The 23,282-nt window shown below is 62.4% G+C and carries 17 protein-coding genes; 8 read left to right on the top strand and 9 right to left on the bottom strand.

The window, feature by feature from the left end; translation table 11 throughout:
• The first annotated feature begins 73 nt into the window (after positions 1–73).
• A complete protein-coding gene (bfr, locus tag HX875_RS23435; RefSeq protein ID WP_003210048.1) occupies positions 74–538 on the top strand; it encodes a bacterioferritin in 465 nt (154 codons plus the stop codon).
• Between the two features lie 68 nt (positions 539–606).
• Here the strand turns inward: bfr and uvrA are convergent, their stop codons facing one another.
• Positions 607–3,441: an excinuclease ABC subunit UvrA gene (gene uvrA / locus HX875_RS23430; RefSeq protein WP_010174605.1), complete on the bottom strand. Its 2,835-nt coding sequence runs from the start codon at positions 3,439–3,441 to the stop codon at positions 607–609.
• Positions 3,442–3,619: 178 nt separating this feature from the next.
• Here uvrA and HX875_RS23425 point away from each other — a divergent pair, with 178 nt between their 5' ends.
• Together HX875_RS23425 and HX875_RS23420 are read left to right on the top strand one after the other, a co-directional pair.
• Positions 3,620–5,014 carry an MFS transporter gene (locus HX875_RS23425; protein ID WP_177046152.1) on the top strand — a complete coding sequence of 465 codons (1,395 nt, stop codon included), beginning with the start codon at positions 3,620–3,622 and terminating at the stop codon, positions 5,012–5,014.
• 9 nt (positions 5,015–5,023) lie between these two features.
• Positions 5,024–5,539: a single-stranded DNA-binding protein gene (locus tag HX875_RS23420; protein ID WP_177046150.1), complete on the top strand. Its 516-nt coding sequence runs from the start codon at positions 5,024–5,026 to the stop codon at positions 5,537–5,539.
• An 83-nt stretch (positions 5,540–5,622) separates the two neighbouring features.
• Here HX875_RS23420 and HX875_RS23415 read toward each other — a convergent pair whose 3' ends face one another.
• Together HX875_RS23415 and HX875_RS23410 are read right to left on the bottom strand one after the other, a co-directional pair.
• Complete coding sequence (locus tag HX875_RS23415) at positions 5,623–6,447, bottom strand: alpha/beta fold hydrolase (protein ID WP_177046148.1); 825 nt, start codon at positions 6,445–6,447, stop codon at positions 5,623–5,625.
• A gap of 121 nt (positions 6,448–6,568) precedes the next feature.
• Positions 6,569–7,510 carry a LysR family transcriptional regulator gene (locus tag HX875_RS23410; protein ID WP_177046146.1) on the bottom strand — a complete coding sequence of 314 codons (942 nt, stop codon included), beginning with the start codon at positions 7,508–7,510 and terminating at the stop codon, positions 6,569–6,571.
• A 103-nt stretch (positions 7,511–7,613) separates the two neighbouring features.
• On the opposite strand from HX875_RS23410, the gene tam reads away from it, so the two are divergent.
• A complete protein-coding gene (gene tam / locus HX875_RS23405; RefSeq protein ID WP_177046144.1) occupies positions 7,614–8,375 on the top strand; it encodes a trans-aconitate 2-methyltransferase in 762 nt (253 codons plus the stop codon).
• A 12-nt stretch (positions 8,376–8,387) separates the two neighbouring features.
• Here tam and HX875_RS23400 read toward each other — a convergent pair whose 3' ends face one another.
• Complete coding sequence (locus HX875_RS23400; protein ID WP_177046142.1) at positions 8,388–8,939, bottom strand: cysteine hydrolase family protein; 552 nt, start codon at positions 8,937–8,939, stop codon at positions 8,388–8,390.
• 96 nt (positions 8,940–9,035) lie between these two features.
• On the opposite strand from HX875_RS23400, the gene HX875_RS23395 reads away from it, so the two are divergent.
• The 3 genes from HX875_RS23395 (at position 9,036) to HX875_RS23385 (ending at position 12,039) form a co-directional block, all read left to right on the top strand.
• A complete protein-coding gene (locus HX875_RS23395; RefSeq protein ID WP_177046141.1) occupies positions 9,036–10,016 on the top strand; it encodes a GlxA family transcriptional regulator in 981 nt (326 codons plus the stop codon).
• A 171-nt stretch (positions 10,017–10,187) separates the two neighbouring features.
• Positions 10,188–11,297, top strand: a complete 1,110-nt coding sequence (locus HX875_RS23390) for a DUF3182 family protein (RefSeq protein WP_177046139.1) — start codon at positions 10,188–10,190, stop codon at positions 11,295–11,297.
• The gene (locus HX875_RS23385; protein ID WP_177046137.1) at positions 11,287–12,039 is read left to right on the top strand and encodes an alpha/beta hydrolase family protein; all 753 of its coding nucleotides are present in this window, start codon (positions 11,287–11,289) and stop codon (positions 12,037–12,039) included. The genes HX875_RS23390 and HX875_RS23385 overlap by 11 nt, the downstream gene beginning before the upstream one ends.
• On the opposite strand, the gene HX875_RS23380 is transcribed toward HX875_RS23385, so the two are convergent.
• The 4 genes from HX875_RS23380 to HX875_RS23365 all read right to left on the bottom strand — a co-directional run bounded on the left by HX875_RS23380 (position 12,026) and on the right by HX875_RS23365 (position 16,473).
• Positions 12,026–13,006, bottom strand: a complete 981-nt coding sequence (locus HX875_RS23380) for a lysylphosphatidylglycerol synthase domain-containing protein (protein WP_177046135.1) — start codon at positions 13,004–13,006, stop codon at positions 12,026–12,028. The genes HX875_RS23385 and HX875_RS23380 overlap by 14 nt on opposite strands.
• Entirely contained in the window at positions 12,984–14,282 is a 1,299-nt protein-coding gene (gene clsB / locus HX875_RS23375; RefSeq protein WP_177046133.1) for a cardiolipin synthase ClsB, read from the bottom strand. Before clsB ends, HX875_RS23380 begins: the two co-directional genes overlap by 23 nt.
• Positions 14,279–15,055: an endonuclease/exonuclease/phosphatase family protein gene (locus HX875_RS23370; protein WP_177046132.1), complete on the bottom strand. Its 777-nt coding sequence runs from the start codon at positions 15,053–15,055 to the stop codon at positions 14,279–14,281. The genes clsB and HX875_RS23370 overlap by 4 nt, the downstream gene beginning before the upstream one ends.
• A 215-nt stretch (positions 15,056–15,270) precedes the next feature.
• Complete coding sequence (locus tag HX875_RS23365) at positions 15,271–16,473, bottom strand: MFS transporter (RefSeq protein WP_177046130.1); 1,203 nt, start codon at positions 16,471–16,473, stop codon at positions 15,271–15,273.
• Between the two features lie 176 nt (positions 16,474–16,649).
• On the opposite strand from HX875_RS23365, the gene HX875_RS23360 reads away from it, so the two are divergent.
• Positions 16,650–18,764: a mechanosensitive ion channel family protein gene (locus HX875_RS23360; protein WP_177046128.1), complete on the top strand. Its 2,115-nt coding sequence runs from the start codon at positions 16,650–16,652 to the stop codon at positions 18,762–18,764.
• Positions 18,765–18,917: 153 nt separating this feature from the next.
• Here the strand turns inward: HX875_RS23360 and HX875_RS23355 are convergent, their stop codons facing one another.
• Positions 18,918–23,186, bottom strand: coding sequence for an Lhr family helicase (locus HX875_RS23355; protein ID WP_177046126.1), 4,269 nt, complete (start codon positions 23,184–23,186; stop codon positions 18,918–18,920).
• Positions 23,187–23,282 lie beyond the last annotated feature (96 nt).

The following is a 23,282-nucleotide window of genomic DNA, read 5'->3' as shown; positions in this document are numbered from 1 at the left end:
CTGCCGTTGGTCCCGTGACCTCCGGGTCATCATGGTTCAAACTACAGACTTTCAAGCAGGGAGATGTAGGGCGATGCAAGGTCACCCCGACGTAATCGATTACCTCAACACGTTGCTGACGGGCGAACTGGCTGCTCGTGACCAATATTTCATTCACTCGCGGATGTACGAAGACTGGGGCTTTACCGAGCTCTACGAGCGCATCAACCACGAAATGGAAGAAGAGGCACAGCACGCCGACGCACTGATGCGCCGAATCCTGATGCTCGAAGGCACGCCACGTATGCGTCCCGACGACCTGGACACCGGCACCACGGTCCCTGAGATGCTCGCCAGCGACTTGCGCCTGGAATACAAGGTCCGTGCTGCGCTCTGCAAGGGCATCGAGCTCTGCGAGCAGCACAACGACTACGTCACGCGGGAAATCCTGCGGGTGCAGTTGAATGACACCGAAGAAGATCACACCTACTGGCTGGAGAAGCAGCTGGGTCTGATCAAGTTGATTGGCCTGGAGAATTACCTGCAATCGCAGTTCTGATTCTTCTGGCTACAAAAAAGCCCCTGTCACTTACACGGTGACAGGGGCTTTTTCGTGGGCCTGAACAATCAGTCCTTGTCGCGTGCCAGCAGAGGCTTGAGGTAGAAGCCGGTGTGAGACTGCTTCATCTCAGACACTTGCTCCGGTGTGCCGACCGCAATGATCTGCCCACCTTTTGAGCCGCCTTCCGGCCCCAGGTCCACCAGCCAGTCGGCGGTCTTGATCACGTCCAGGTTGTGCTCGATCACCACCACCGTGTTGCCGTGGTCACGCAGGCGATGCAGTACGTCCAGCAGTTGCTGAATATCCGCAAAGTGCAGGCCCGTGGTCGGCTCATCGAGGATATACAGGGTCTTGCCGGTATCGCGCTTGGACAGCTCGCGAGACAGCTTGACCCGCTGCGCCTCACCACCCGATAACGTGGTCGCCGACTGGCCCAGCTTGATGTACGACAGGCCAACATCCATCAGCGTCTGCAGCTTGCGCGCCAGCGCCGGGACCGCATCAAAGAACACCCGCGCTTCCTCGATCGTCATCTCGAGGGTTTCGTGGATGCTTTTGCCCTTGTACTTGATCTCCAGGGTTTCGCGGTTGTAGCGCTTGCTCTTGCACACGTCGCACGGCACGTAGATGTCCGGCAGGAAGTGCATCTCCACCTTGATCAAGCCATCGCCCTGGCACGCCTCGCAGCGCCCGCCCTTGACGTTGAACGAGAACCGGCCCGGCCCGTAGCCACGAGAGCGCGACTCCGGCACGCCGGCAAACAGCTCGCGAATTGGTGTGAACAGCCCGGTGTAGGTCGCCGGGTTGGAACGTGGCGTGCGACCAATCGGGCTCTGGTCGATATCGACGACCTTGTCCAGATGCTCAAGGCCTTTGATGCTGTCGTGAGCGGCGGCTTCCAGGGTGGTCGCACCGTTCAGCGCGGTGGCGCTCAATGGAAACAGCGTGTTGTTGATCAGCGTCGATTTGCCCGAACCGGATACACCGGTCACACAGGTCAGCAGACCCAACGGGATCTCCAGGTCGACGTTGCGCAGGTTGTTGCCACGCGCGCCCTTGAGGTGCAGCGCCATCTTCTTGTTGCGCGGCGTACGCTTGGCTGGCACAGCAATCTTCACACGGCCCGACAGGTATTTGCCGGTCAGCGAGTCAGGATGCGCCATCACTTCGGCAGGCGTGCCCTCGGCGACAATATGCCCACCGTGCACACCGGCACCCGGGCCGATATCTACCACGTAGTCCGCAAGACGAATGGCATCTTCATCGTGCTCGACCACGATCACCGTGTTGCCGATGTCCCGCAGGTGTTTCAGCGTACCCAGCAGGCGATCGTTGTCCCGTTGATGCAAGCCAATCGACGGCTCATCGAGGATGTACAGCACGCCCACCAGGCCGGCGCCAATCTGGCTGGCCAGGCGAATCCGCTGGGCCTCGCCACCGGAAAGTGTGTCGGCACTGCGGTCCAGCGACAGATAGTCCAGTCCCACGTTAACCAGGAACTGCAGCCGCTCACGAATTTCCTTGAGGATCTTGTCGGCAATTTCCCCACGGCGACCGGTCAGCTTCAGTGTGCCGAAGTATTCACAGGCATCGCCAATCGGCAGGTTGGTCACCGCCGGCAGTGTCTTCTCGCCAACCCACACGTGCCGCGCTTCACGGCGCAGGCGGGTGCCACGGCAATCCGGGCAGGGCTGGGTGCTGAGGAACTTGGCCAGTTCCTCGCGCACGCTGGCCGACTCGGTCTCGCGGTAGCGACGCTCCAGATTCGGCACGATGCCTTCGAACGGGTGCGAGCGTTTGACGATGTCGCCACGGTCGTTCAAATACTTGAAGTCGACGTTTTGCGAACCGCTGCCGTGCAGGATGAATTTCTGATGTTCGGCGGTCAGCTCGTTGAAGGGCACTTCGAGGCTGAACTTGTAGTGGGACGCCAGCGAGCCCAGCATCTGGAAGTAATAGACGTTACGCCTGTCCCAGCCGCGTATCGCGCCTTCCGCCAGCGTGAGGTCGCCATTGACCAGTCGTTTGATATCAAAGAATTGCTTAACCCCCAAACCATCACAGGTCGGGCAGGCGCCAGCCGGGTTGTTGAAGGAAAACAGCTTCGGTTCCAGCTCGCTGATGGCGTGGCCGCAGATCGGGCAGGCGAAGCGCGCGGAGAAGATGATTTCTTCCCCGGGCTCGTCGTCCATGGGCGCCACCAGGGCGATACCGTCTGCTAGCTTCAGTGCGGTCTCGAAAGACTCCGCCAGCCGCTGCTGCAAGTCGGCACGCACCTTGAAACGGTCGACCACCACATCAATCGAGTGCTTCTTCTGTTTATCCAGCTTCGGCGCTTCGTCCAGCTCATAGAGCTTGCCGTTGATCCGGGCCCGCACGAAACCTTGCGCTCTCAGCTCTTCGAAGACGGAAAGGTGCTCGCCTTTACGCTCGCGAATCACCGGCGCCAGCAGCATCAGCTTGGCGCCTTCCGGCTGGGCTAGCACCAGGTCGACCATCTGGCTGACGGTCTGTGCTTCCAGGGGAATATCGTGGTCCGGGCAGCGGGGAATACCTACGCGGGCATACAGCAGGCGCAGGTAATCATAGATCTCTGTGATGGTACCCACGGTGGAGCGTGGGTTATGGGACGTCGATTTCTGTTCGATGGAAATCGCTGGCGACAGGCCTTCAATGGTGTCGACGTCGGGTTTTTCCATCATCGACAGGAACTGCCGGGCATAGGCCGACAGGGATTCCACATAGCGGCGCTGGCCTTCGGCGTACAGCGTGTCAAACGCCAGGGACGACTTGCCGGACCCGGACAAGCCGGTGATGACGATCAGTTTGTCCCGTGGCAGGGTCAGGTCGATGTTCTTCAGGTTGTGGGTTCGAGCCCCACGAATCAGGATCTTGTCCAAGATGGCCTCGCACGGCGGGCGTAAATAATGCAGGAGTATACGGCTAAAGACTGGATGAATATACACTGTCAAAGTGCCGGGTGCAGCCTTACATGAAAGCTGCGCGGCAAAGCGCCGCATATACCCTCTCAATCGATGGGACTGGTAGAATCGCCGCCGGTTCACACGAGGTTTTTCCATGCACGATCCCCACAGCGAACGCATGAGTGGCAGCGAGACCCGCGCAGCAAGCGGTCTGGCCCTGGTGTTCGCATTCCGTATGCTTGGCATGTTTATGGTGTTGCCGGTGCTGGCGACCTATGGAATGGATCTCGCAGGAGCGACCCCGGCCCTGATCGGCCTGGCGATTGGCGCCTATGGCCTGACCCAGGCGCTGTTTCAGATTCCGTTCGGGATCATTTCCGACCGCATTGGCCGCCGGCCGGTGATCTACCTGGGGCTGATCGTGTTCGCCCTGGGCAGTGTGCTGGCCGCCAATGCCGACTCGATCTGGGGCGTGATCGCCGGCCGGGTCCTGCAAGGCGCGGGGGCGATTTCCGCCGCCGTCATGGCGCTGCTTTCCGACCTGACCCGGGAACAACACCGTACCAAGGCCATGGCCATGATCGGCATGACCATCGGGCTTTCGTTCGCCGTGGCGATGGTGGTCGGTCCGCTGCTGACTCGCGCGTTCGGCTTGCACGGCCTGTTCCTGGCCACCGGTGGCATGGCGTTGTTCGGCATCGTGATCGTCGCTTTCATGGTGCCGCATTCCACCGGGCCATTGCAGCACCGTGAGTCGGGGGTGGCGAAACAAGCGCTATTGCCCACGCTCAAGCACCCGGACCTGTTGCGCCTGGATTTGGGTATCTTCGTATTACACGCGATGCTGATGTGCAGCTTCGTCGCCTTGCCCCTGGCCCTGGTGCAAAAAGCCGGGCTGCCCAAGGAGCAGCACTGGTGGGTGTACCTCACTGCGCTGCTGATTTCGTTCTTCGCCATGATCCCGTTCATCATCTACGGCGAGAAGAAACGCAAAATGAAACGAGTTCTGCTGGGCGCCGTCGCGACATTGATGCTCACTGAGCTATTCTTCTGGCAGTTCGGCGACAGCCTGCGGGCGCTGGTGATCGGCACGGTGGTGTTCTTCACCGCGTTCAACCTGCTGGAGGCTTCATTGCCGTCGCTGATCAGCAAGGTTTCACCGGCCGGCGGCAAAGGCACGGCGATGGGCGTTTATTCCACCAGCCAGTTCCTCGGTTCTGCACTGGGCGGGATCATGGGCGGCTGGATGTTCCAGCATGGCGGTTTGTCGGTTGTGTTCCTTGGATGCGCCGGGCTGGCTGCACTTTGGCTGGCCTTTGCTGTTACCATGCGCGAACCCCCGTACGTCACAAGCCTGCGTCTGCCGTTATCGCCCGAAGCGATTCGTGAAGCTGGTCTGGTAGAGCGCCTGAAGGCCGTCGTTGGGGTAACAGATGCAGTCGTGGTTGCTGAAGAGGCGGCCATTTACATCAAATTGGACACCGAATTATTGGATCGCGCGACGCTCGAGCAACTGGTCAACCCAGTGCCGACAGCGCGCCCAGCCTAGGAGAACGTTATGGCCCGTGGGGTTAACAAAGTCATATTGGTCGGTACATGCGGCCAGGATCCCGAAGTTCGCTACTTGCCGAACGGTAACGCCGTGACCAACCTGAGTCTGGCGACCAGCGAACAGTGGACCGACAAGCAAACCGGCCAGAAGGTCGAAAAAACCGAATGGCACCGTGTGTCGATGTTCGGCAAGGTTGCAGAGATCGCCGGTGAATACCTGCGCAAAGGTTCGCAGGTCTACATCGAAGGCAAACTGCAGACCCGCGAGTGGGAAAAAGACGGCATCAAGCGTTACACCACCGAAATCGTGGTCGACATGCAAGGCACCATGCAACTGCTGGGCGGCCGTCCACAGGGCGACCAACAGGGCCAGGGCGGCATGTCCAACTCGGCACCGCGTCCACAGCAGTCGCGTCCGCAGCCAACCCAGCAGCCACAGCGTGAGTCGCGTCCAGCGCCACAGCAGGCGGCTCCTCAGCCGGCAGCCGACTTCGACAGCTTTGATGACGATATCCCGTTCTAGGGCATATCGAAGCTAAATGTTGCACACTGAAAAACCGCGCCGCCAACAGGGCCGCGCGGTTTTTTTGTGGGCCACACCCAGCTCTAGGCTTGTGCGAAGCGCAACATATCCTCGTTGGCCTGCTGCTTATGTGTGTCGGTCAACCCGTGGGGGGCTCCCGGATACACCAGCAACTGGGCGTGAGGGATCAAGCGCTTGCTCTCCAGAGCAGACGCCTGGATTGGTACGATTTGATCATCATCGCCATGGATGATGAGCGTGGGCATAGTGAAGTGAGTCAAATCCTCTCGAAAGTCGGTCTCCGAAAATGCCTTGATGCTGTCAAAGGTGTTTTTGTGCCCACCCATAACCCCCTGCATCCAGAATGAATTGATCAAGCCTTGCGAGGTTTCGACGCCCGGACGGTTGAAACCGAAGAACGGGCCAGCTGCCACGTCCAGGTAGAGCTGTGAACGGTTGGCGATGGAGTCAGCCCGCATACCGTCAAAGACTTCAATCGGTGTTCCATCGGGATTGCTGGGGGTTTTCAGCATCAGTGGCGTTACGGCGCAGATCAGGCCCGCCTTGGCCACGCGCGCGGTGCCATGTCGGGTGATATAGCGTGCGACTTCGCCGCCTCCTGTGGAAAAACCGAAGAGGATCATGTTCTCCAGATCCAAGTGTTCGATCAGTTCCGCGAGGTCATCTGCGTAATGGTCCATGTCATTGCCATCCCACGGCTGACTTGACCGACCATGCCCTCGGCGGTCATGCGCAATTGCGCGAAAGCCGTTGTTGGCGAAATGCAGCATCTGCGATTCCCAACTGTCGCTGTTCAGCGGCCATCCGTGGCAAAACACAACGGGCTGCCCGCTGCCCCAGTCCTTGTAGTAGAGATCATTACCTTCACGAGTTTTTAGATAAGCCATGGCGTAGCTCCATTGGATGGATTTGGCTGGGGTTGGCCAGAAAAATCGTCCGTGGACACTGCGCTGGCATTTGTTTTAACGACCATCACAAGGCTAAAGCCTTTACGGGTCGACGATGAGTTTAGTCGGGTTTGTCGAGCGGTGTGCCGTCAGGGCGCGTGTCTTGCGATGCGGCGCTGATGACCAGCGCTCGAAACCTTTCGAGCACCGGCGACGTATCGCCCGTGCGCGTGGCCAGATGCAAAGGCGCCACCAGGCTTTGGCAGTCCGTCAGTTCCCGATACACGATGCCATCTCCGCGCAACCGTCGCATCGACGCTGGCACTATGGATACCCCAAGGCCTGCAGCCACCAGGCTCAGGGTCGCGGTCATGCGCGGCGCCTCCTGTACCACCTGTGGGCTGAATCCGGCTTCACTGCAGGCCACCAGAATGGCGTCATACAAGCCCAACCCCACGCGACGGCGATAAAGCACGAAAGACTCCATCGCCAACGCTGCCAATGGCAGGGGAGATCCGGCATCAAGTGCCAGCGGATGATCCGTGGGCAGCGCCAGCAACATCGGCTCCACCAGAATCGGCTCATCCTGCAACGCCTGCGTTCCACTCAGGGGCGAACGAATAAACGCCGCGTCGAGTTTTTCATGGAGCAACGCGTCCAGCAGTTCGCCGGTGCCGGCTTCTTCCAGCACTACGGAAACACCCACAAAGGTTTCCCGAAACAGGCGCAACACGCTGGGCACAAATGGATGCAGCGCAGCAGAGCTGGTAAAGCCAATGGCCAGGCGTCCACGTTCACCCCGGGCGGCGCGGCGCACGATGTCGGCCACACCGTCGACACTGGCCAGAATATATCGAGCCTCCTCCAGCAAGGCCAAGCCCGCCGTGGTCGGGCGCACGCCCCGCGGCAGGCGCTCCATCAGCACTGCGCCCAACTCTGCTTCCAGACTTTGCAGCAGGCGCGTCAGGGGCGGTTGCTGCATACCCAGTCGTTCTGCCGCGCGGGTGATATAGCCTTCTTCGGCAATCGCGACGAAGGCCTTGAGCTGCCTGAGCTCCAGCATATGAATACTTTTAAGGTATGGGAGATGGTCAATCCTGGCATTTGTTCTCATGGATCACAAGATTTAGGCTGTCGTCACTCCTCACAGAAGAAGGAATGCCGCAATGACCTGGTCAGCCAAGCAATACTCGATGTTCGAACAACAGCGTACCCGTCCCGTCCGGGATCTGGTGGCGGCCATCCCTGATGGCGATGTACGCAGCGCCGTCGACCTGGGATGTGGCCCGGGCAATTCCACCGAGGTGCTGGCCGAGCGTTTTCCGAAGGCATTGGTCACCGGCATGGACAGCTCCGATGACATGCTGGTCGATGCCCGCAAGCGCCTGCCCACGTTGAACTTCGAATTGGCTGACATCGGCGCCTGGAACCCTGCACAGAAATTCGACGTCATTCTCGCCAATGCATCGTTGCAGTGGCTGCCTGACCACGCCACGTTGTATCCGCACCTGGTCAATCAACTGACCGAAGGCGGCACCCTGGCAGTGCAGACGCCCGACAATTTGGATGAACCCGCCCACAGGCTGGCGCGGGAAATCGCGGCCGACGGCCCATGGGCGGCCAAGATCGGAGCGGTGAAACACAACGAGCGCCATACCGCGAGCTACTACTTTGATCTGCTGAGCAAGCACTGCTCCACCGTGGATATATGGCGCACCACTTACCACCATCCGCTGGCAGGCTCTGCTGCGGTGGTGGAGTGGTTCAAGGGGTCGGCATTGCGCCCGTTCCTGGCGCCCCTGACTGACTCAGAAAAGAGCGCCTTCCTCGATGAGTACCTGGCGCGGATCACCCAGGCCTACCCAGCGCTGGCCGATGGCACCGTACTGCTGCCGTTCCCGCGCCTGTTCATCATTGCCACTCGGTAAAAAGACCGGCGATCAATCGGCGGCCAGGAACTGCGCCGCCGACACCACGCTCGCATACGCAAACCCCAGCGACGACATAAACGCCGCATGCACCTGGGCCGCCGGCACGGTGGTGCCATTGAATTCCAGGTCCCGAGTGGCGCAGGCATCGTGGATCACGGTCACTGTGTAGCCCAGGTCCGCCGCCGCACGCACCACGCCGTCGATGCACATGTGGCTCATGCTGCCCACCACCACCAACTCGGTGATGCTGCGTTGTTCCAGCAGCGCTCGCAGGTTGGTTTCGCGGAACGCATTGACGAAATGCTTGAGCACCACCGGCTCGTCCGCCTGGTTCAGAACCTTGGGGTGCAGATGCGCACCTTCCGAGCCGGGGGTGAAGAAGGGCGCATCGTCGGAGGTGAATTCGTGCCGCACGTGAATCACCGCATCGCCCGCCTGGCGGAACGCCTGGAGCACTTGCTGCGCCTTGTCTGCTGCTGCGTCCACACCGTCAAGCGGCCACTTGCCCTCGGGGAAGTAGTCGTTCTGGATATCGATTAGGATGAGCGCTTGCTTGGCCATGTTGGTTTTCCTTGTGATGGTTGATGCGTCCAGTATCTTGGCTGGCGTGGCGCCTGGGGATTGGCCGCACCGACAATAACAGAGGGAAAACTGACAATGGCAATCGTCGAACTGGGCGTGCTGATCTACAGCGGTGCGCAAATGGCCGCCGTGCATGGCTTGACCGACCTGTTCGCGGTGGCCAACCGGATTGCGGCCGAGCATCAGTCCGCGCAATTGCCGTCGCTGCGCATCAGCCATTGGCAGGCTGAAACCGGCCACGCACCGACTCGGGTGTTCGACAGCCAGCCCGGCAGCGGCCAAGCGCTCACGGCCTTGCTGATTCCGCCCTCCATCGCGGGCTTTTCCGAAGGCCAGGCCTCCTCCGAATTGCTGGATTGGCTACGCCAGCAACACCGCACCGGGACGATTCTGGGCGGGGTGTGCGTGGGCTCGATCCTGCTGGCGGAAAGTGGCCTGCTGGACGGGCGCAGCGCCACCACTCACTGGACCTCGGCCAAGTCTTTCGCTGAGCGCTATCCGGCGATTCGCCTGGAAGCCGACAAGCCTATCGTCGACGACGGCGACCTGATCACCACCGCCGGGCTGATGGCCTGGTCCGAACTGGGCCTGCGCCTGGTAGACCGTCTGCTCGGCCCGAGCATCGCCGCGAGCACCGCGCGGTTCCTGGTGATCGAACACAGCGACAGCGCCAGTGAGTGTGGCAGCAACTTTGCGCCGATCCTCGCCCATGGCGACGCGGCGATTCTCAAGGTGCAGCATTGGCTGCAGGCCAGCGGTGCGGTGGATGTTTCATTGGCTGCGATGGCGCAGGAGGCGGGGCTTGAAGAGCGCACGTTCCTGCGGCGGTTCCGCGCCGCCACAGGGTTGAAACCCACCGAGTACTGCCAGCACCTGCGGGTCGGCAAGGCGCGGCAGATGCTCGAGTTCACCAACGGCACCATTGACCACATAGCCTGGACTGTCGGCTACCAGGATCCGGGCGCCTTTCGCGCCACCTTCAAGAAAATCACCGGGCTGGCGCCAAGCGATTACCGCAGCCGTTTTGGGGTGACACCGACCAAGACCCAGGGCTGAATCGTGCAGAACGCCGCGACACCGGATGCCCTTCGTGCAGAATAAAACAGGCCAAGTGCCATCGTTTTTTCCGCAACTGTTTGATTCCCGGCGGGTTTAACCAAACGCCGCCTTGGCTTGATCCCTGCAACCATCTCCCTACACACATGGCAGGACAGCCAAGGGGGACGCATGACCCCGACAAATCGCAAGAAAATCGTGGTGGCGCATTCAATCCGACCGCAAGCGCCGTTGCACGAAGTCGAAACCAACCGCGCCCTGGCCCGCTGGCTGGCGCATATCCTTGGGTTCAAATATGGCGGCAGCTATAACCCCGAGCTGCACAGTGGGCGCGATCTCTACCTGTTACCCACCCAGACCCTGGTCGGCGCGGCCCAGGCCCGGCAGTTGGGCGTCAAAGGCCCCGAAGACTTATGGGGCGGTTATGTCGACCACGACTTCATCTGCACCAAGGCCATCAGCCACGGCTTGCTGAATAAAAATGCGGTGGCGCCGGAAGGCTGGTCGCCGTTGTTTTCCGAGCGCATCCGCAATGTGGTGCTGGATGGCTTGAGCGTGTTCGCCCTCGAAGACGCTCGGCCGGCGGCCACCCACTTGCTGTACACCGGCCCGATCCGCCTCAAGCCCGTGCATGCCTGTGCCGGTCGCGGCCAGGAAGTGATCCGCAGCCTCGATGAATTCGACGCCATCCTCGCGCGCCCTGATGCAGCGCAATTGTTCACCGACGGTGTGGTGCTGGAGCAAGACCTGCATGAGGTGGTCACCCACAGCGTCGGCCAGAGTTTTATCGGCGAGCACGTCATCAGCTACTGCGGTGATCAATACCTGACCCGGGACGGGCAGGGCGAAGAGGTCTATGGTGGTTCCAACCTGCTGGTGGTCCAGGGTTACTACGAAGACCTGCTCAAGCTCGACCTGCCCGATGACGTGCGCCTGGCCATCGAACAGGCGCAAACCTTCGATAACGCGGCGGACGAGGCTTATCCCGGGTTCTACGCCTCGCGGCGCAATTACGACATCGCCCAAGGCCTGGACAGCGACGGCCAGCGTCGCAGCGGCGTGCTGGAGCAATCCTGGCGCATGGGCGGGGCTAGCAGCGCGGAAGTCGCGGCGCTGCAAAGCTTCGTCAACAACGCCGGGCTGCGGGCGATCTATGTGTCTTCGGTAGAAACCTACGTCGACCAGCCGCTGCCGGCGGACGCGATCGAGGTGTACCGGGGCCCGGCGGAAAACAGCGACTTTCTTCTCAAGTACGTGACGGTTAAATCTTATGACGGCTAGAAGCGAAACCATCGCCATTGATATCGACGACGAACAGATGAGCGGGACCTTCCTCAGTCCCAAATCGAAAGTGCCGGGGGTGTTGTTTGTGCACGGCTGGGGCGGTAGCCAGGAGCGCGACCTGGAACGCGCCAAGGGCATCGCCGGGCTCGGTTGTGTGTGCCTGACCTTCGACTTGCGCGGCCACGCCGGCACCGGTATTCCGCTGTCCCGCGTCACCCGCGAAGACAACCTGCGCGACCTGCTGGCCGCCTACGACCGCCTGCTGTCACACCCGGCCATCGACACCTCGGCGGTGGCGGTGGTGGGCACCAGCTACGGCGGTTACCTGGCCGCCATCCTCACCTCGCTGCGGCCCGTGCGCTGGCTGGCGCTGCGGGTGCCGGCGCTGTACCGCGACCAGGAATGGCTCAAGCCCAAGCGCGACCTCGACAAGGCCGACTTGATGGATTATCGCGGGACCTTTGTGCACGCCGAAACCAATCGTGCGTTGCATGCCTGCGCAGCGTTTACCGGCGATGTGCTGATCGTCGAATCGGAAACCGACGACCACGTGCCCCACGCCACCATCATGAGCTACCGCGCCGCGTGCCAGTACACGCACTCGCTGACCCACCGGATTATCGACGGTGCGGATCACTCCCTGAGTGACCCGGTTTCCCAGCAAGCCTACACCTCGATCCTGGTGGACTGGATCACCGAGATGGTGGTGGGCGAGCGCTTGAGCATCATCCAGTCGTAGGCGTCTTCTTCACCCGTAGCGCCTTGGCCTTGGCTTCCACCGCGAGGTACATCACCAGGGCCACCAGCAGCGGCAGGATGAAGTAGATCGCGCGATAGGCGATCAATCCCGCGAGCAAACTGCCACGGGAGGCTTCGTGCTGCAGCAGGGCGATAAATACCGCCTCCAGCACCCCAAGCCCCGCCGGGATATGCGTGACTACCCCGGCGATGCTGCTGATCAGCAACACCCCGAGTACCACCGGGTAATCCAGTTGCTTGGGCAGCAGGGTGAAGATCACCGCCGCCATCAGCGACCAGTTCAGCGCGCCGAGTGCTAACTGCAACACAGCCATGCGCAACGACGGCAGGCTGATTTCAATCCCGCGTACCGACCACGCGCGCTTTTTCGACAAGCGACAGGCCAGCAGATAACCCAGGCTCGCCAGTACCAACAGCGCGCCAACGCCTTGCAGCGCGCCACTGCTGAGCTTCCACCCTGGCGGCAAGGTCACCAGCCCGCTGCTGAACACCGCGCCGGCAATCGCCATGTAGCCAAACCAGTTGGTGGCCAGGCTCAGCCCGAGAATCTTCGCGATGTTCCCGCTGCTCACCCCCAACCGTGAATACAGCCGGTAGCGCATGGCGATGCCGCCGACCCAGGCGCTCAGGTTGAGGTTGAAGGCATAGCTGATGATGCCCACCGGCAGGATCTGCTTCCAGCGCAACGGCTGGCGGATGTAGGTGCGGCCGATCAGGTCGAAGCATGAATACACCAGGAAACTGCACAGGGTCAGCGCACCCGCGATCAGCAGGGTGCGAAGCTTGAAATTCCCGAGGGTGTCGAACACTTCGCTCCAGTCGATACGCCGGGCGAGCAGGGTGAACAACACGATCAGCACCAGGAAAAACACCACCGTCAGCGGTTTTTTCCAGCGCTTCAAAAAGCCGGGTTGGGCGCTTTCTTCAGCGGTGCGAGCTTGGGTCATGGTCCGGGCGCTCCTCATGGACGAAGGGTTTCAACCTCGGCTTGTGGGCCGGCAACCAGCCGGTCCACGAGGGAAAATGCCGCAGCACATGGAACACCACAAACCCCACCGTCACCCGCCAGAACCAGCCGCGAGGCGTGCGGTTTTCCGGCATGGTCTTGCAGTGGTTCCGGCTCAGGTATTCCAGGCGTTCGAACAACTGTTGATTGAAGCCGCGATCCCGAATCAGCACATTGGCCTCAAGGTTCAGCGACAGGCTCAGCGGGTCGAGGTTGCTCGAACCCACGGTGCTCCATTGCTCGTCCACCAAAGCCACCTTGCCGTGCAACGGGCGTTGGCAGTACTCGTGGATCACCACGCCTTCCTTGAGCAAATAGTCGTACAGCATGCGTGCCGCCAACTTGGCCAGCAGCACATCCGGCTGGCCCTGCATGATCAATTGCACCTGCACGCCACGGCGCGCGGCATTGCGGATTTCCCGCAGCAGGCGGTAGCCGGGGAAAAAGTACGCGTTGGCGATGACTACCCGCCGCTGGGCCTTGCGCAGGGCGTGCAGGTAGGCTTCTTCAATGTCGGTACGGTGTTGCAGGTTGTCCCGGTAAATCAGCCGCACCAGGCCATCGCCTTCGCCTGCCGCCCATGGCGACGGCCGTTGCTCGCGCCGCCAGCCACGGCGCTTGCGCACGCGCCGGCCACTTTGTGCGAGGGCGAAATGATGCAGGTCGGCCACGGCCGGGCCTTGTACCTGCACGGCATAATCCTGCTTGGCCTCGGGGCCGAAATCCCCCAGGTGATCGGCCGAAAAATTGATCCCGCCGATAAACGCCACGCTGGCATCTACCACCACAATCTTGCGGTGCAGGCGGCGAAACCAGTTGGTGCGAAAGCCCAAAGTCTTGCTCGCCGGGTCGAACATCTGCACGGTCACGCCGGCCTGGCTCAGCTCGCCGAGAAACCCCGGGCTCAGCTCGCCGCAACCAAAGCCATCGAGGCTCGCGACCACCTTCACGCCACGCTGCGCCGCCTCGATCAAAATGCCTTTTAGTTCGTGGCCGACCTTGTCTTCGAACAGGATAAAGGTCTCCAGCAAGATCTCCCGCTGGGCTTGGCGCATCGCCTCGAACACCTTGGGGAAGTAGGCCTCGCCGTTCTCCAGCAACTCAATCTGGTTGTCGCTCTGCCAGCCGTAATCCAGGTCCTTGGCCACTGCGTCGTCCGGCGGCTGATCGGTGGCGATGTGTTCCACCGCGACCTTTTCCAGTGGTGCGCTGTTCATAGCTCGATCTCCACCGACAGCGGCGCGTGATCCGACAAATGCGACCACGGACGGCTGGTCAGCACCTGCGGCTGATGCACCTTGAGGTTGCGCACATAGATGCGGTCCAGGGGCAGCAACGGCAAGCGCGCCGGGAAGGTGCGGGCCGGCTTGCCCTGGGTTTCGATAAACACTTCCCGCAGGCCGCAGTGGGCAAGATCGGCGCGCTGGCGCCAGTCATTGAAGTCACCGGCGACAATCACCGGGGCGTCGGCTGGAATCTCGGCGATCCGCTGTGCGATCAATCGCAGTTGCTGCTGGCGATGTACTTCCCGCAGCCCCAGGTGCACGCAGATGGCGTGCACCTCCTGCACGTTGCCCGGCAAGCGCAGCACACAATGCAGCAGCCCGCGGCTTTCGTGGCCGCTCTGGGAAATGTCGAGATTGTCGTAGCGGATGATCTGGAATTTCGACAGCAACGCATTGCCGTGGTCGCCATGGGGATACACCGCGTTGCGGCCGTAGGCGAACTGCGGCCAGATGCTGTCGGCGAGGAACTCGTACTGCGGCATGCTCGGCCAGTTGCTGTAGCGCTTGGGATGGCGCTCGTGGGTGCCGTGGATTTCCTGGAGGAACACCACGTCGGCGGCCACGCTGCGAATCGCCTCCCGCAGCTCGGGCAGGATGAAACGCCGGTTGAGCGCGGTGAAGCCCTTGTGGGTGTTGACCGTCAGCACCCTGAAGCGGGTGATGGTTTCGGTGGGCGTGATGGGCATCAGCTCCGGGTGGGTCATGGTTGCTCCCGTGGGTTGGGTGTCGAGTGACCTCCGTTTTTGGATGACTGTGGAATTTGGCAGAAAGTTTCGATGGTCCTACAGACGGCACCTACCCACTGTGGGAGCCGGGCTTGCCCGCGATTGCGGAGTGTCAGCAGACATTGATGCCACTGACCCACCGCCATCGCGGGCAAGCCCGGCTCCCACAGGTGTTTTGTGTTTGTCCTGCTGGATCAGTGCCCGCCAACCACCCGGGTCGAGCTCTCGGCATACACCGGGCCCAAGCGGTCAAGTCGACCGCTCCAGGCCGTCAGCGCCAACGCCACCAACACTACCGAGCCACCAATCCACGCGGTGTGGATCAAGCCCATGTGAGCGACGATCAAGCCGCCGGCCCACGCGCCACCGGCGATCCCCAAATTGAACGCTGCGATGTTCAAGCCCGAGGCCACGTCCACCGCGTTCGGTGTGTGATGTTCCGCCTGGCGCACCACATACACCTGCAAGCCGGGCACGTTGCCGAAAGCGACCGCGCCCCACACCAGCACCGTGGCCAGGGCCAGCCATGGGTTGCCGGCGGTCAGGGTCAGTACGAACAGCACGGCAGCGAGCAGGGCGAAGATGATTTTCAGGGCGCTGATCGGGCCGCGTTTGTCGGCCAGTTTGCCGCCCCAGATATTACCCACGGCCACCGAGATGCCGTACACCAGCAACACCAGGCTGACGGTGCCGGCGCTGAACCCGGAGATGTCCTGGAGGATCGGCGCCAGGTAAGTGAACGCGATGAACGAGCCGCCGTAACCAACTGCTGTCATGGCGTACACCAACAGCAACCTTGGTTGTTTAAGCACTTGCAGTTGCTGCAACAGCGACGCCGGTTTGCTGTGGGCGATGGTGTTCGGCACATAGAGCAGGCTGCCGATAAACGCGATCAAGCCCAGGGCCGAGACGGCGAGGAAGGTTTCGCGCCAGCCGAAATGCTGGCCGATAAACGTCCCCAGCGGCACACCGGTCACCAGCGCCACGGTGAGGCCGGTAAACATGATGGCAATCGCGCTGGCGGCTTTTTCCTTGGGCACCAGGCTGGTGGCGATGGTGGAACCAATCGAGAAAAACACCCCGTGGGCCAGGCCGGTGACGATCCGTGCCAGCACCAGGGATTCATAACTCGGCGCCTGCCAGGCCAGCAGGTTGCCGAGGGTGAACAGCACCATCAGCGACAACAGCAGCAATTTGCGCGGCACTTTGCCGGTGAGGGCGGTGAGCACCGGCGCGCCGATGGCCACGCCCAGGGCGTAGAGGCTGACCAGCAGGCCGGCAGACGGCAGGTCTACGCCAAGGTCGGCGCCGATGGTAGGTAACAGGCCAACGATGACGAACTCGGTCGTCCCGATGGCAAAAGCGCTGAGGGTCAGCGCGAGCAAGGCAATGGGCATGGCTGCAACTCCGGTGGGTTTCAATCAGGAGCGCAGTCTCGGCGGTTGGCTTGTGCGGAAAAAGACAGGTATTGGCATTTGATATTTGCCTGTAGCGCACGGATCCACGTGCTGGGGAACGATCGCGCCTCAAACCCGTCAGTTCCTTACAGACCCTTCTGAAGGAGCCCGGTGTTTTGTTGAATTTAAAGACTGTGCTACTGCTTGGTACGCTGCTGTTTTGCAGCAGTGGCGCGCTGCAAGCGGCCACCGCTCCCGCGGCTCCAGAGCCTGCCACCCCGGCCAAGCCGGAACTGTTGGTGGAAGGCGGCCTGCTCGGCGCCATCAGTTCCAGCATCGATGGTGTGCAGGACAAACTCGACCTCAACCAGAATCTGATCGACGCCTGGCGCCTGCGGGCCGATCGGGCGGCAGACGAGGTAGACAAGCTGGTCAACCAGCCGTCCGAGCGTTCCTCATGGAGTGTGGCCGGGGATTTCCTGTTGTTGTCCGGTGTGTGGATCGGCGCGTTTGCGATGTTGACCCTGTTGGGTCGGTTCCTCGTCAAGCGTCTGAACCAGCAGCGGCATATCGCACCACGCCAGCGCCTTCAGGCGTTGCTGGGTTACCTGATTCCCTACACGATCCCCGCCTTGATCTGCCTGCCATTGACGCTCTACGTCAGCCACTTCCTGCCCACGTCCGTGGGCCGCGCGCTGGCGCTGTGTTTTGCCTACGCCACCAGCAGCGGTATTTTTTCCACCTCGATGCTGCTGTGCGTCATCGTCATGTTCAACGTCGGCCACAAGCGCCCGGCCGTGCGGATTATTCGTGACTACTGCCCCAAGCCCCTGTTCCTGATCGGCTTCCTCGCCGCCCTCAGCGATGCGCTGACCAGCCCGCAGATCGCCCGCCAGCTGGGGGGCAATATCACCGCCAGCGTCGCGATCTTCACCGGGCTGTTTGCCTCGGTAATCTTCGGCATGCTGGTGATTCGCCTGCGTCGGCCGGTGGCGCATTTGATCCGCAACCGGCCTTTGGCCCAACGCTTGAAACACCCGGCGGTGCAGCAATCCCTGCGGGTGTTTTCCGGGCTGTGGTATTGGCCGATTCTGTTGATGGTGCTGGTGTCGGCCATCAACCTGATCGGCGCTGGTGACGACAGCCAGAAAGCCCTGCGTTGCGCGCTGTTCACCACGATTTTGCTGATTGGCACGGTGTTTCTCAGCACGGTGTTGCAGCACCTGTTCCAGTCCCGCAGCACGGTGGCGGTGCAGCGCAGCAGCGCCTACAAGGAGCGGTTCCTCAGCCTGCTGCATGCGCTGTTGCGCATCGTGATGGCCATCGCCTTTATCGAAATCCTCGGGCGGATCTGGGGCGTGTCGCTGTTTGAATTTGCCCAGCGTAACTCCGTGGGCCGGGCGATCAGCGACTCCCTGAGCAGCATCGGGTTGATCCTGTTGGTGACCTGGCTGTTCTGGGTGGTGCTCGACACCGCGATTCAGGAAGCGCTGAAACCCCCGGTCAACAAACGCTCCAGCCGCCAGCCAAGCACGCGGGTGAAAACTATCCTGCCGCTGCTGCGCAACGCGGTGAAAATCATCCTGGTGGTGATCTGTGCGATCACTACCATGGCCAACCTGGGGATCAACGTCGCACCGCTGCTGGCGGGTGCCGGGGTGGTAGGGCTGGCCATTGGTTTTGGCTCCCAGCAACTGGTGCAGGACGTGATCACCGGCCTGTTCATCATCATCGAAGACACCCTGTCGATTGGCGATTGGGTGGTGCTCGACTCCGGCCACGCCGGCACGGTCGAGGGCCTGACCATCCGCACCCTGCGCCTGCGGGACGGCAAGGGGTTTGTGCACTCGGTGCCGTTCGGGCAGATCAAGGCCGTCACCAACCAGTCGCGGCAGTTCGCCTATGCATTCTTCTCGGTGCAGTTCACCTATGACACCGATGTCGACAAGGCCGTGGAATTGATCCGCGAGGCGGGGCAGTCGATCCGCGATGACGTGTTCCTCAAGTACAACCTGCAAGGGCCGCTGGAGGTGTTTGGCGTCGACAAGATGGACCTTAACGGTGTGGTGCTGACGGCGCAGTTCCGGACGGTGTCGGGCGGGCAATATGCGGTGAGCCGTGCGTTTAACCAGCGCTTGAAAAAGCTTGTGGATAACTGTGCCTTTGTTCACTTCGCGCAAACTTATCCACAGCAGGTGATGTTGCCGCAGCGGGTGGGGCAGCAGGTGGATGAGCCGGAAGAGGAGGCGCCTTCGTCGGTGGTGCTGACGGAGCAGCCGCGCACCCAATAAACCCTGTGGCGAGGGAGCTTGCTGTGGCGAGGGAGCTTGCTCCCGCTGGGCTGCGTAGCGGCCCCAAAAAAAGCGGGAGCGCTGCGCACTCCAGCGGGAGCAAGCTCCCTCGCCACAGCAAGCTCCCTCACCACATGGAAAGCATTCAGGGCTTCAATGGCGGACCAACTTCTCCCGCACCAACCCCGCCACCTGCTGATCCAGCTCCAACAACACCTGCTGCTTCCCGGCAATCTCCACCGCCGCCGGCACGCCATCCCGGTACACCAGCCGGTTACCGCTCAACGCCGGCACCTTGCTACCCGGCAGCAGCGTGCCCACCAGGTTCAGCGGGTCGGCGCCGCACACGGCAATCAAGCTGCCGTCATGAGGCCGCCGGCGAACTTCCCGCAGCAGCGGGATCGCTTCCGGCAACGCAAACTGTTCCCCCGCCAAACCACTCACAAACCGCCCGCCGCGAATCTCGCCCCGGGCCTCCAGCCGATGAAAGGTGCGCAGCAGTTCCCGCCAACTGGGCAGCCAATCCGCCTCACGCTCCAGCAGGCGCCAGAACACCACGCCGTAGCGGCGCAGCAAGGTCATCGCCACATGCTCCAGGGTTTCTGCCGAATGCGGCCCGACAGTTCCCGGCGCGCGCCGTACCAGGGCCCAACGCCCTGCGTCGTCCATCCCGCCCACAAATGCCCCGCGTCCACGCCGACTGCTACGAGCCTGGCGCTTGCTCGCGGGCGTGGTCAGGGCGCGCAGGCCGGCGAAGCTGTCGGCGTTCGCAAGCCCGGCGCCCACCAGTTCCTGCAAGGCGGTTTCCAGTTCGCTGCGCAGCAGGTGGGCTTCGTGGACCAATTCATCGAAAAACAGCGCGCCGTTTTCCCGCAGCGCCTGATGGACTTTCTGCGCCTTGGGCGACAGCTCGGTGCTGTCCGGTGCTTCGGTCAACCCACTCCACAACGGCACCTGGCTGCGAGGCAGCAACACCACCGGCGTGCTGCGCAGGGCCGTCGCGCCGGCCTTGTTGCTCAGGCGCGTCCACACCACCTTGCCGCTGCGGCATAAATCATCGAGCCAACTCGGCGAGTAATCCTTGATCCGTGCGCTGAGCAAGTCGCTGTCCCAGGCCGACGTGGCGGCGGCGTAGCCTTCGAACTGCGCGACGATCTGCGGCAACACCGCGCTGCCCTGGCCGCGAGTGCCGTCTGACAGGTGCTGCCAGTCGAACAGGAACCGCATGAAATCCTGCAACGCCACCGGTTCGATTTCCCGGCGCAGGCGCTTGACCGTGTAGCGGTGAATGCGCGCCAGCAGGTGGCGCTCGCACCATTGTTCGTCGCTGGCGCCAGGGCTGAAACGGCCGCGCAGCACGTAGCCCTCGCTTTCCAGCCGTGTGAGTGCCTGGGACACGTCGGCCACCGGCAAGGCCAGGGGCGCGGCGATCTCAATCAGCGTCAACGGGCCGAAGCCGCTCAGGCGCGCCCGCAGCACTTCCACCAGGGCTTCGTCGAAGGTCCAGGGTTCATCAAAGCCGGGCAGCAGCGGCAGGTCATTCGGATAGATCGCGGTCAAGCAACTCAAGCGTTCCACGGCCACCCAAACCGCCTGGTCGGTGCCAATTGGCAAACGGCTGGCGCGTCCACCGTCGGCCAGGGCTTGCAGCCATTCGGCCCACTGCGGCGTGACTTCCGATTCAGCGATGCACGCCAGGCTCATCAACGCCTCATGCATCTCGTCCAGGCCATTGGGCGCGGGCCATGCTTCCTCGCGTACACCGGCAATCGCCTCGGCATCCAGGGCGCCGAGGTCGTCGGTGCTTTGCGGGTCGCTCCAGCGCCGGTTGAGCACGGCCTGGGTGCGGCGCTCTTCCAGTGGAGCGTCATCGAGAAAGGTGTAGGGGCGGGCGCTGAGAATCTCTGCCGCCAGCGGCGACGGCGCCGGCAGGTCGCGGCTGATCAGGCGGATTTCACCGCGCTCCATGCGCCGCAGCAGGGCCAGCCAGCCTTCGCTGTCCATGGCCTCGTGCAGGCAGTCGTCGAGGGTTTGTTCCACCAGCGGATGCTCCGGCACTTCGCGCTCGCCGGCGAGGTTTTCCAGGCAGGCGATCTGGTCGGGGAACACACTGGCGATCAGGTCTTCACTCTTCATGCGCTGGATCTGCGGCGCCACCTTGCGCCCGCCGGTATAACGCGGCAGCGCCAGAGCGACGCCCGCATTCCAGCGCCAACGCACGCCGAACAGCGGCGCATCCAGCACCGCCTGGATCAGGATGTGTTCGGCCGTGTTGCTGTTGAGGTAGCGCCACACCTCGTCCAGCTCGAAGCTGTGGCTGGTAGACAGCGACAACACGATCGCATCCTCGCTGGCGGCGGCTTGCAGTTCGAAGTTGAAGGTGCGGCAAAAACGCTTGCGCAACGCCAGGCCCCAGGCGCGGTTGATGCGACTGCCGAACGGCGTGTGGATGATCAGTTGGGTGCCGCCGGACTCGTCGAAAAACCGCTCCATGATCAACGTGTCCTGGGACGGCAGCGCGCTCAATGCCAGCCGCGCTCGCGCCAGGTAATCCACCAGTTGCTCGGCGCTGGCCAGGTTCAATCCGAGGGTGCCGGTGAGCCAGTCGAGTGCCGCTTGCAGGTTGCCCGGCGTGGCGGCCAGCAGCTCGTCCAACTGCCCATGTAGACGCGCCACGGCAAACGATAACTCCGCACTGCGCCCCGGTGCTTCACCGAGCCAGAACGGAATGGTCGGCGGCTGGCCGTGTGCGTCTTCGACCCGCACCTTGCCGGCTTCCACCCGCAGGATGCGGTAGGAGGTATTGCCCAACTGGAAGATATCCCCGGCGATGCTTTCCACCGCGAAGTCTTCGTTGACGCTGCCGATGTTCAGGCTTTGCGGCTCCAGCAGCACGCTGTAGTCGGCGTTGTCGGGGATGGTGCCGCCGCTGGTCACCGCAGTGAGCTTGGCGCCACGCCGGCCGCGCAGGGTGCGGGTGATGGCGTCGCGGTGCAGGTAGGCACTGCGGATGCCCTGGCGACCGTTGTAGCCTTCGGCGAGCATTTGCAGCAGCGCCTGGTAGTGGCGCTCATCCAGTTCGGCGTAGGGCGAGGCGCGGCGAATCAGCGTGAGCAGGGCATGTTCCTGCCATTCCTGGCAGCTGACTTCGGCGATGATCTGCTGGGCCAGCACATCCAGCGGCGCGACCGGGATCAGCAAGGTGTCCAGCTCGCCCCGGCGCACGCAGTCGAGCAGGGCGGCGCATTCGATCAGATCGTCGCGGGTGGTGGCGAACAACCGGCCCTTGGGCGTGCCGCCGACCTGGTGCCCGGAGCGTCCGACTCTCTGCAGAAAACCATTGATCGAGCCCGGCGAGGCGATCTGGCACACCAGGTCGACATCACCGATATCAATCCCCAGTTCCAGCGACGCGGTAGCGATCAGCACTTGCAGTTCGCCGGCCTTGAGCCGTTGTTCGGCGTCCAGGCGCAGTTCCTTGGCGAGGCTGCCGTGGTGGGCGGCGACGGCAGTTTTGCCCAGGCGCTCGCTCAAGTGCCGGGCCAGGCGTTCGGCCAGGCGCCGGGTGTTGACGAAAATCAGCGTGGTGCGGTGTTGCCTGGCCAGTTCGGCGAGGCGGTCGTAGACCAGGTCCCACACGTCGTTGGCCATGACGGCCGACAGCGGCACCGGTGGTACTTCGATATCCAGGTCCCGAGGGCGTGCGTGGCCGATATCGACGATTTCACAGGAGCGGTCGGTGCCCACCAGGAAGCGCGATACCGCTTCGATCGGCTTTTGCGTGGCCGACAGGCCGATGCGGGTCAGCGGTTCGCGGCACAAACCCTGCAGCCGCTCCAGCGTCAGGGCCAGGTGGCTGCCGCGTTTGCTGGCGGCAATGGCGTGGATTTCGTCGACGATCACCGTGCGGATGCTGGCGAGCATCTGTCGGCCGGAGTCCGAGCCCAGCAACACATAGAGCGATTCCGGGGTGGTGACCAGGATGTGCGGCGGGTGCTTGCGCATCAGGGCGCGGTCTTTCTGCGGGGTGTCACCGGTACGCACGGCGGTGCGGATCGCCAGCGGCGGCAGGCCCAGCCGTTGCAGGTGCTCGGTGATGCCGGCCAGCGGGGTTTGCAGGTTGATCTGGATGTCGTTGGACAAGGCCTTCAGCGGCGAGACGTACACCACCAGCGTCTGGTCCGGCAGTTGGCCGCCATTGGCCAGGCCTTGGTGGACCAGGTCGTCCAGCACCGCGAGAAAGGCCGTCAGGGTCTTGCCTGAGCCGGTGGGCGCGGCGATCAGCGTGGAGCGGCGCTGGCGAATCAGCGGCCACGCCTGGGCCTGGGCGGCGGTCACCGAGGGGAACGTGCTGCGGAACCAGGCGCTGACGGCGGGGTGGAAACCGTGCAGGACCGTGTCCGTTGATTCAGGAAGGTTCATACCCAATTTATGCGGCCAGCCCCGGCAACTTGCAACCCCGCACTTTATAAGTGACGGTTGCGCTACAAACCCGCAAAATGCAACGATTCTGGCAAA

The organism is Pseudomonas yamanorum, assembly GCF_013386765.1.
Taxonomy (GTDB): Bacteria; Pseudomonadota; Gammaproteobacteria; order Pseudomonadales; family Pseudomonadaceae; genus Aquipseudomonas; species Aquipseudomonas yamanorum_A.
This window is presented reverse-complemented; position numbering and strand designations above follow the sequence as displayed.

Bases quoted from the DNA above. Each gene is read 5' to 3' on its own strand.
- bfr (WP_003210048.1), top strand. From the start codon at position 74: ATGCAAGGTCACCCCGACGTAATCGATTACCTCAACACGTTGCTGACG.
- clsB (WP_177046133.1), bottom strand. From the start codon at position 14,282: ATGAACAGCGCACCACTGGAAAAGGTCGCGGTGGAACACATCGCCACC.
- HX875_RS23400 (WP_177046142.1), bottom strand. From the start codon at position 8,939: ATGGCCAAGCAAGCGCTCATCCTAATCGATATCCAGAACGACTACTTC.
- HX875_RS23420 (WP_177046150.1), top strand. From the start codon at position 5,024: ATGGCCCGTGGGGTTAACAAAGTCATATTGGTCGGTACATGCGGCCAG.
- HX875_RS23390 (WP_177046139.1), top strand. From the start codon at position 10,188: ATGACCCCGACAAATCGCAAGAAAATCGTGGTGGCGCATTCAATCCGA.
- HX875_RS23380 (WP_177046135.1), bottom strand. From the start codon at position 13,006: ATGACCCAAGCTCGCACCGCTGAAGAAAGCGCCCAACCCGGCTTTTTG.
- HX875_RS23395 (WP_177046141.1), top strand. From the start codon at position 9,036: ATGGCAATCGTCGAACTGGGCGTGCTGATCTACAGCGGTGCGCAAATG.
- HX875_RS23370 (WP_177046132.1), bottom strand. From the start codon at position 15,055: ATGACCCACCCGGAGCTGATGCCCATCACGCCCACCGAAACCATCACC.
- HX875_RS23365 (WP_177046130.1), bottom strand. From the start codon at position 16,473: ATGCCCATTGCCTTGCTCGCGCTGACCCTCAGCGCTTTTGCCATCGGG.
- HX875_RS23425 (WP_177046152.1), top strand. From the start codon at position 3,620: ATGCACGATCCCCACAGCGAACGCATGAGTGGCAGCGAGACCCGCGCA.
- HX875_RS23355 (WP_177046126.1), bottom strand. From the start codon at position 23,186: ATGAACCTTCCTGAATCAACGGACACGGTCCTGCACGGTTTCCACCCC.
- tam (WP_177046144.1), top strand. From the start codon at position 7,614: ATGACCTGGTCAGCCAAGCAATACTCGATGTTCGAACAACAGCGTACC.
- HX875_RS23415 (WP_177046148.1), bottom strand. From the start codon at position 6,447: ATGGCTTATCTAAAAACTCGTGAAGGTAATGATCTCTACTACAAGGAC.
- HX875_RS23385 (WP_177046137.1), top strand. From the start codon at position 11,287: ATGACGGCTAGAAGCGAAACCATCGCCATTGATATCGACGACGAACAG.
- HX875_RS23410 (WP_177046146.1), bottom strand. From the start codon at position 7,510: ATGCTGGAGCTCAGGCAGCTCAAGGCCTTCGTCGCGATTGCCGAAGAA.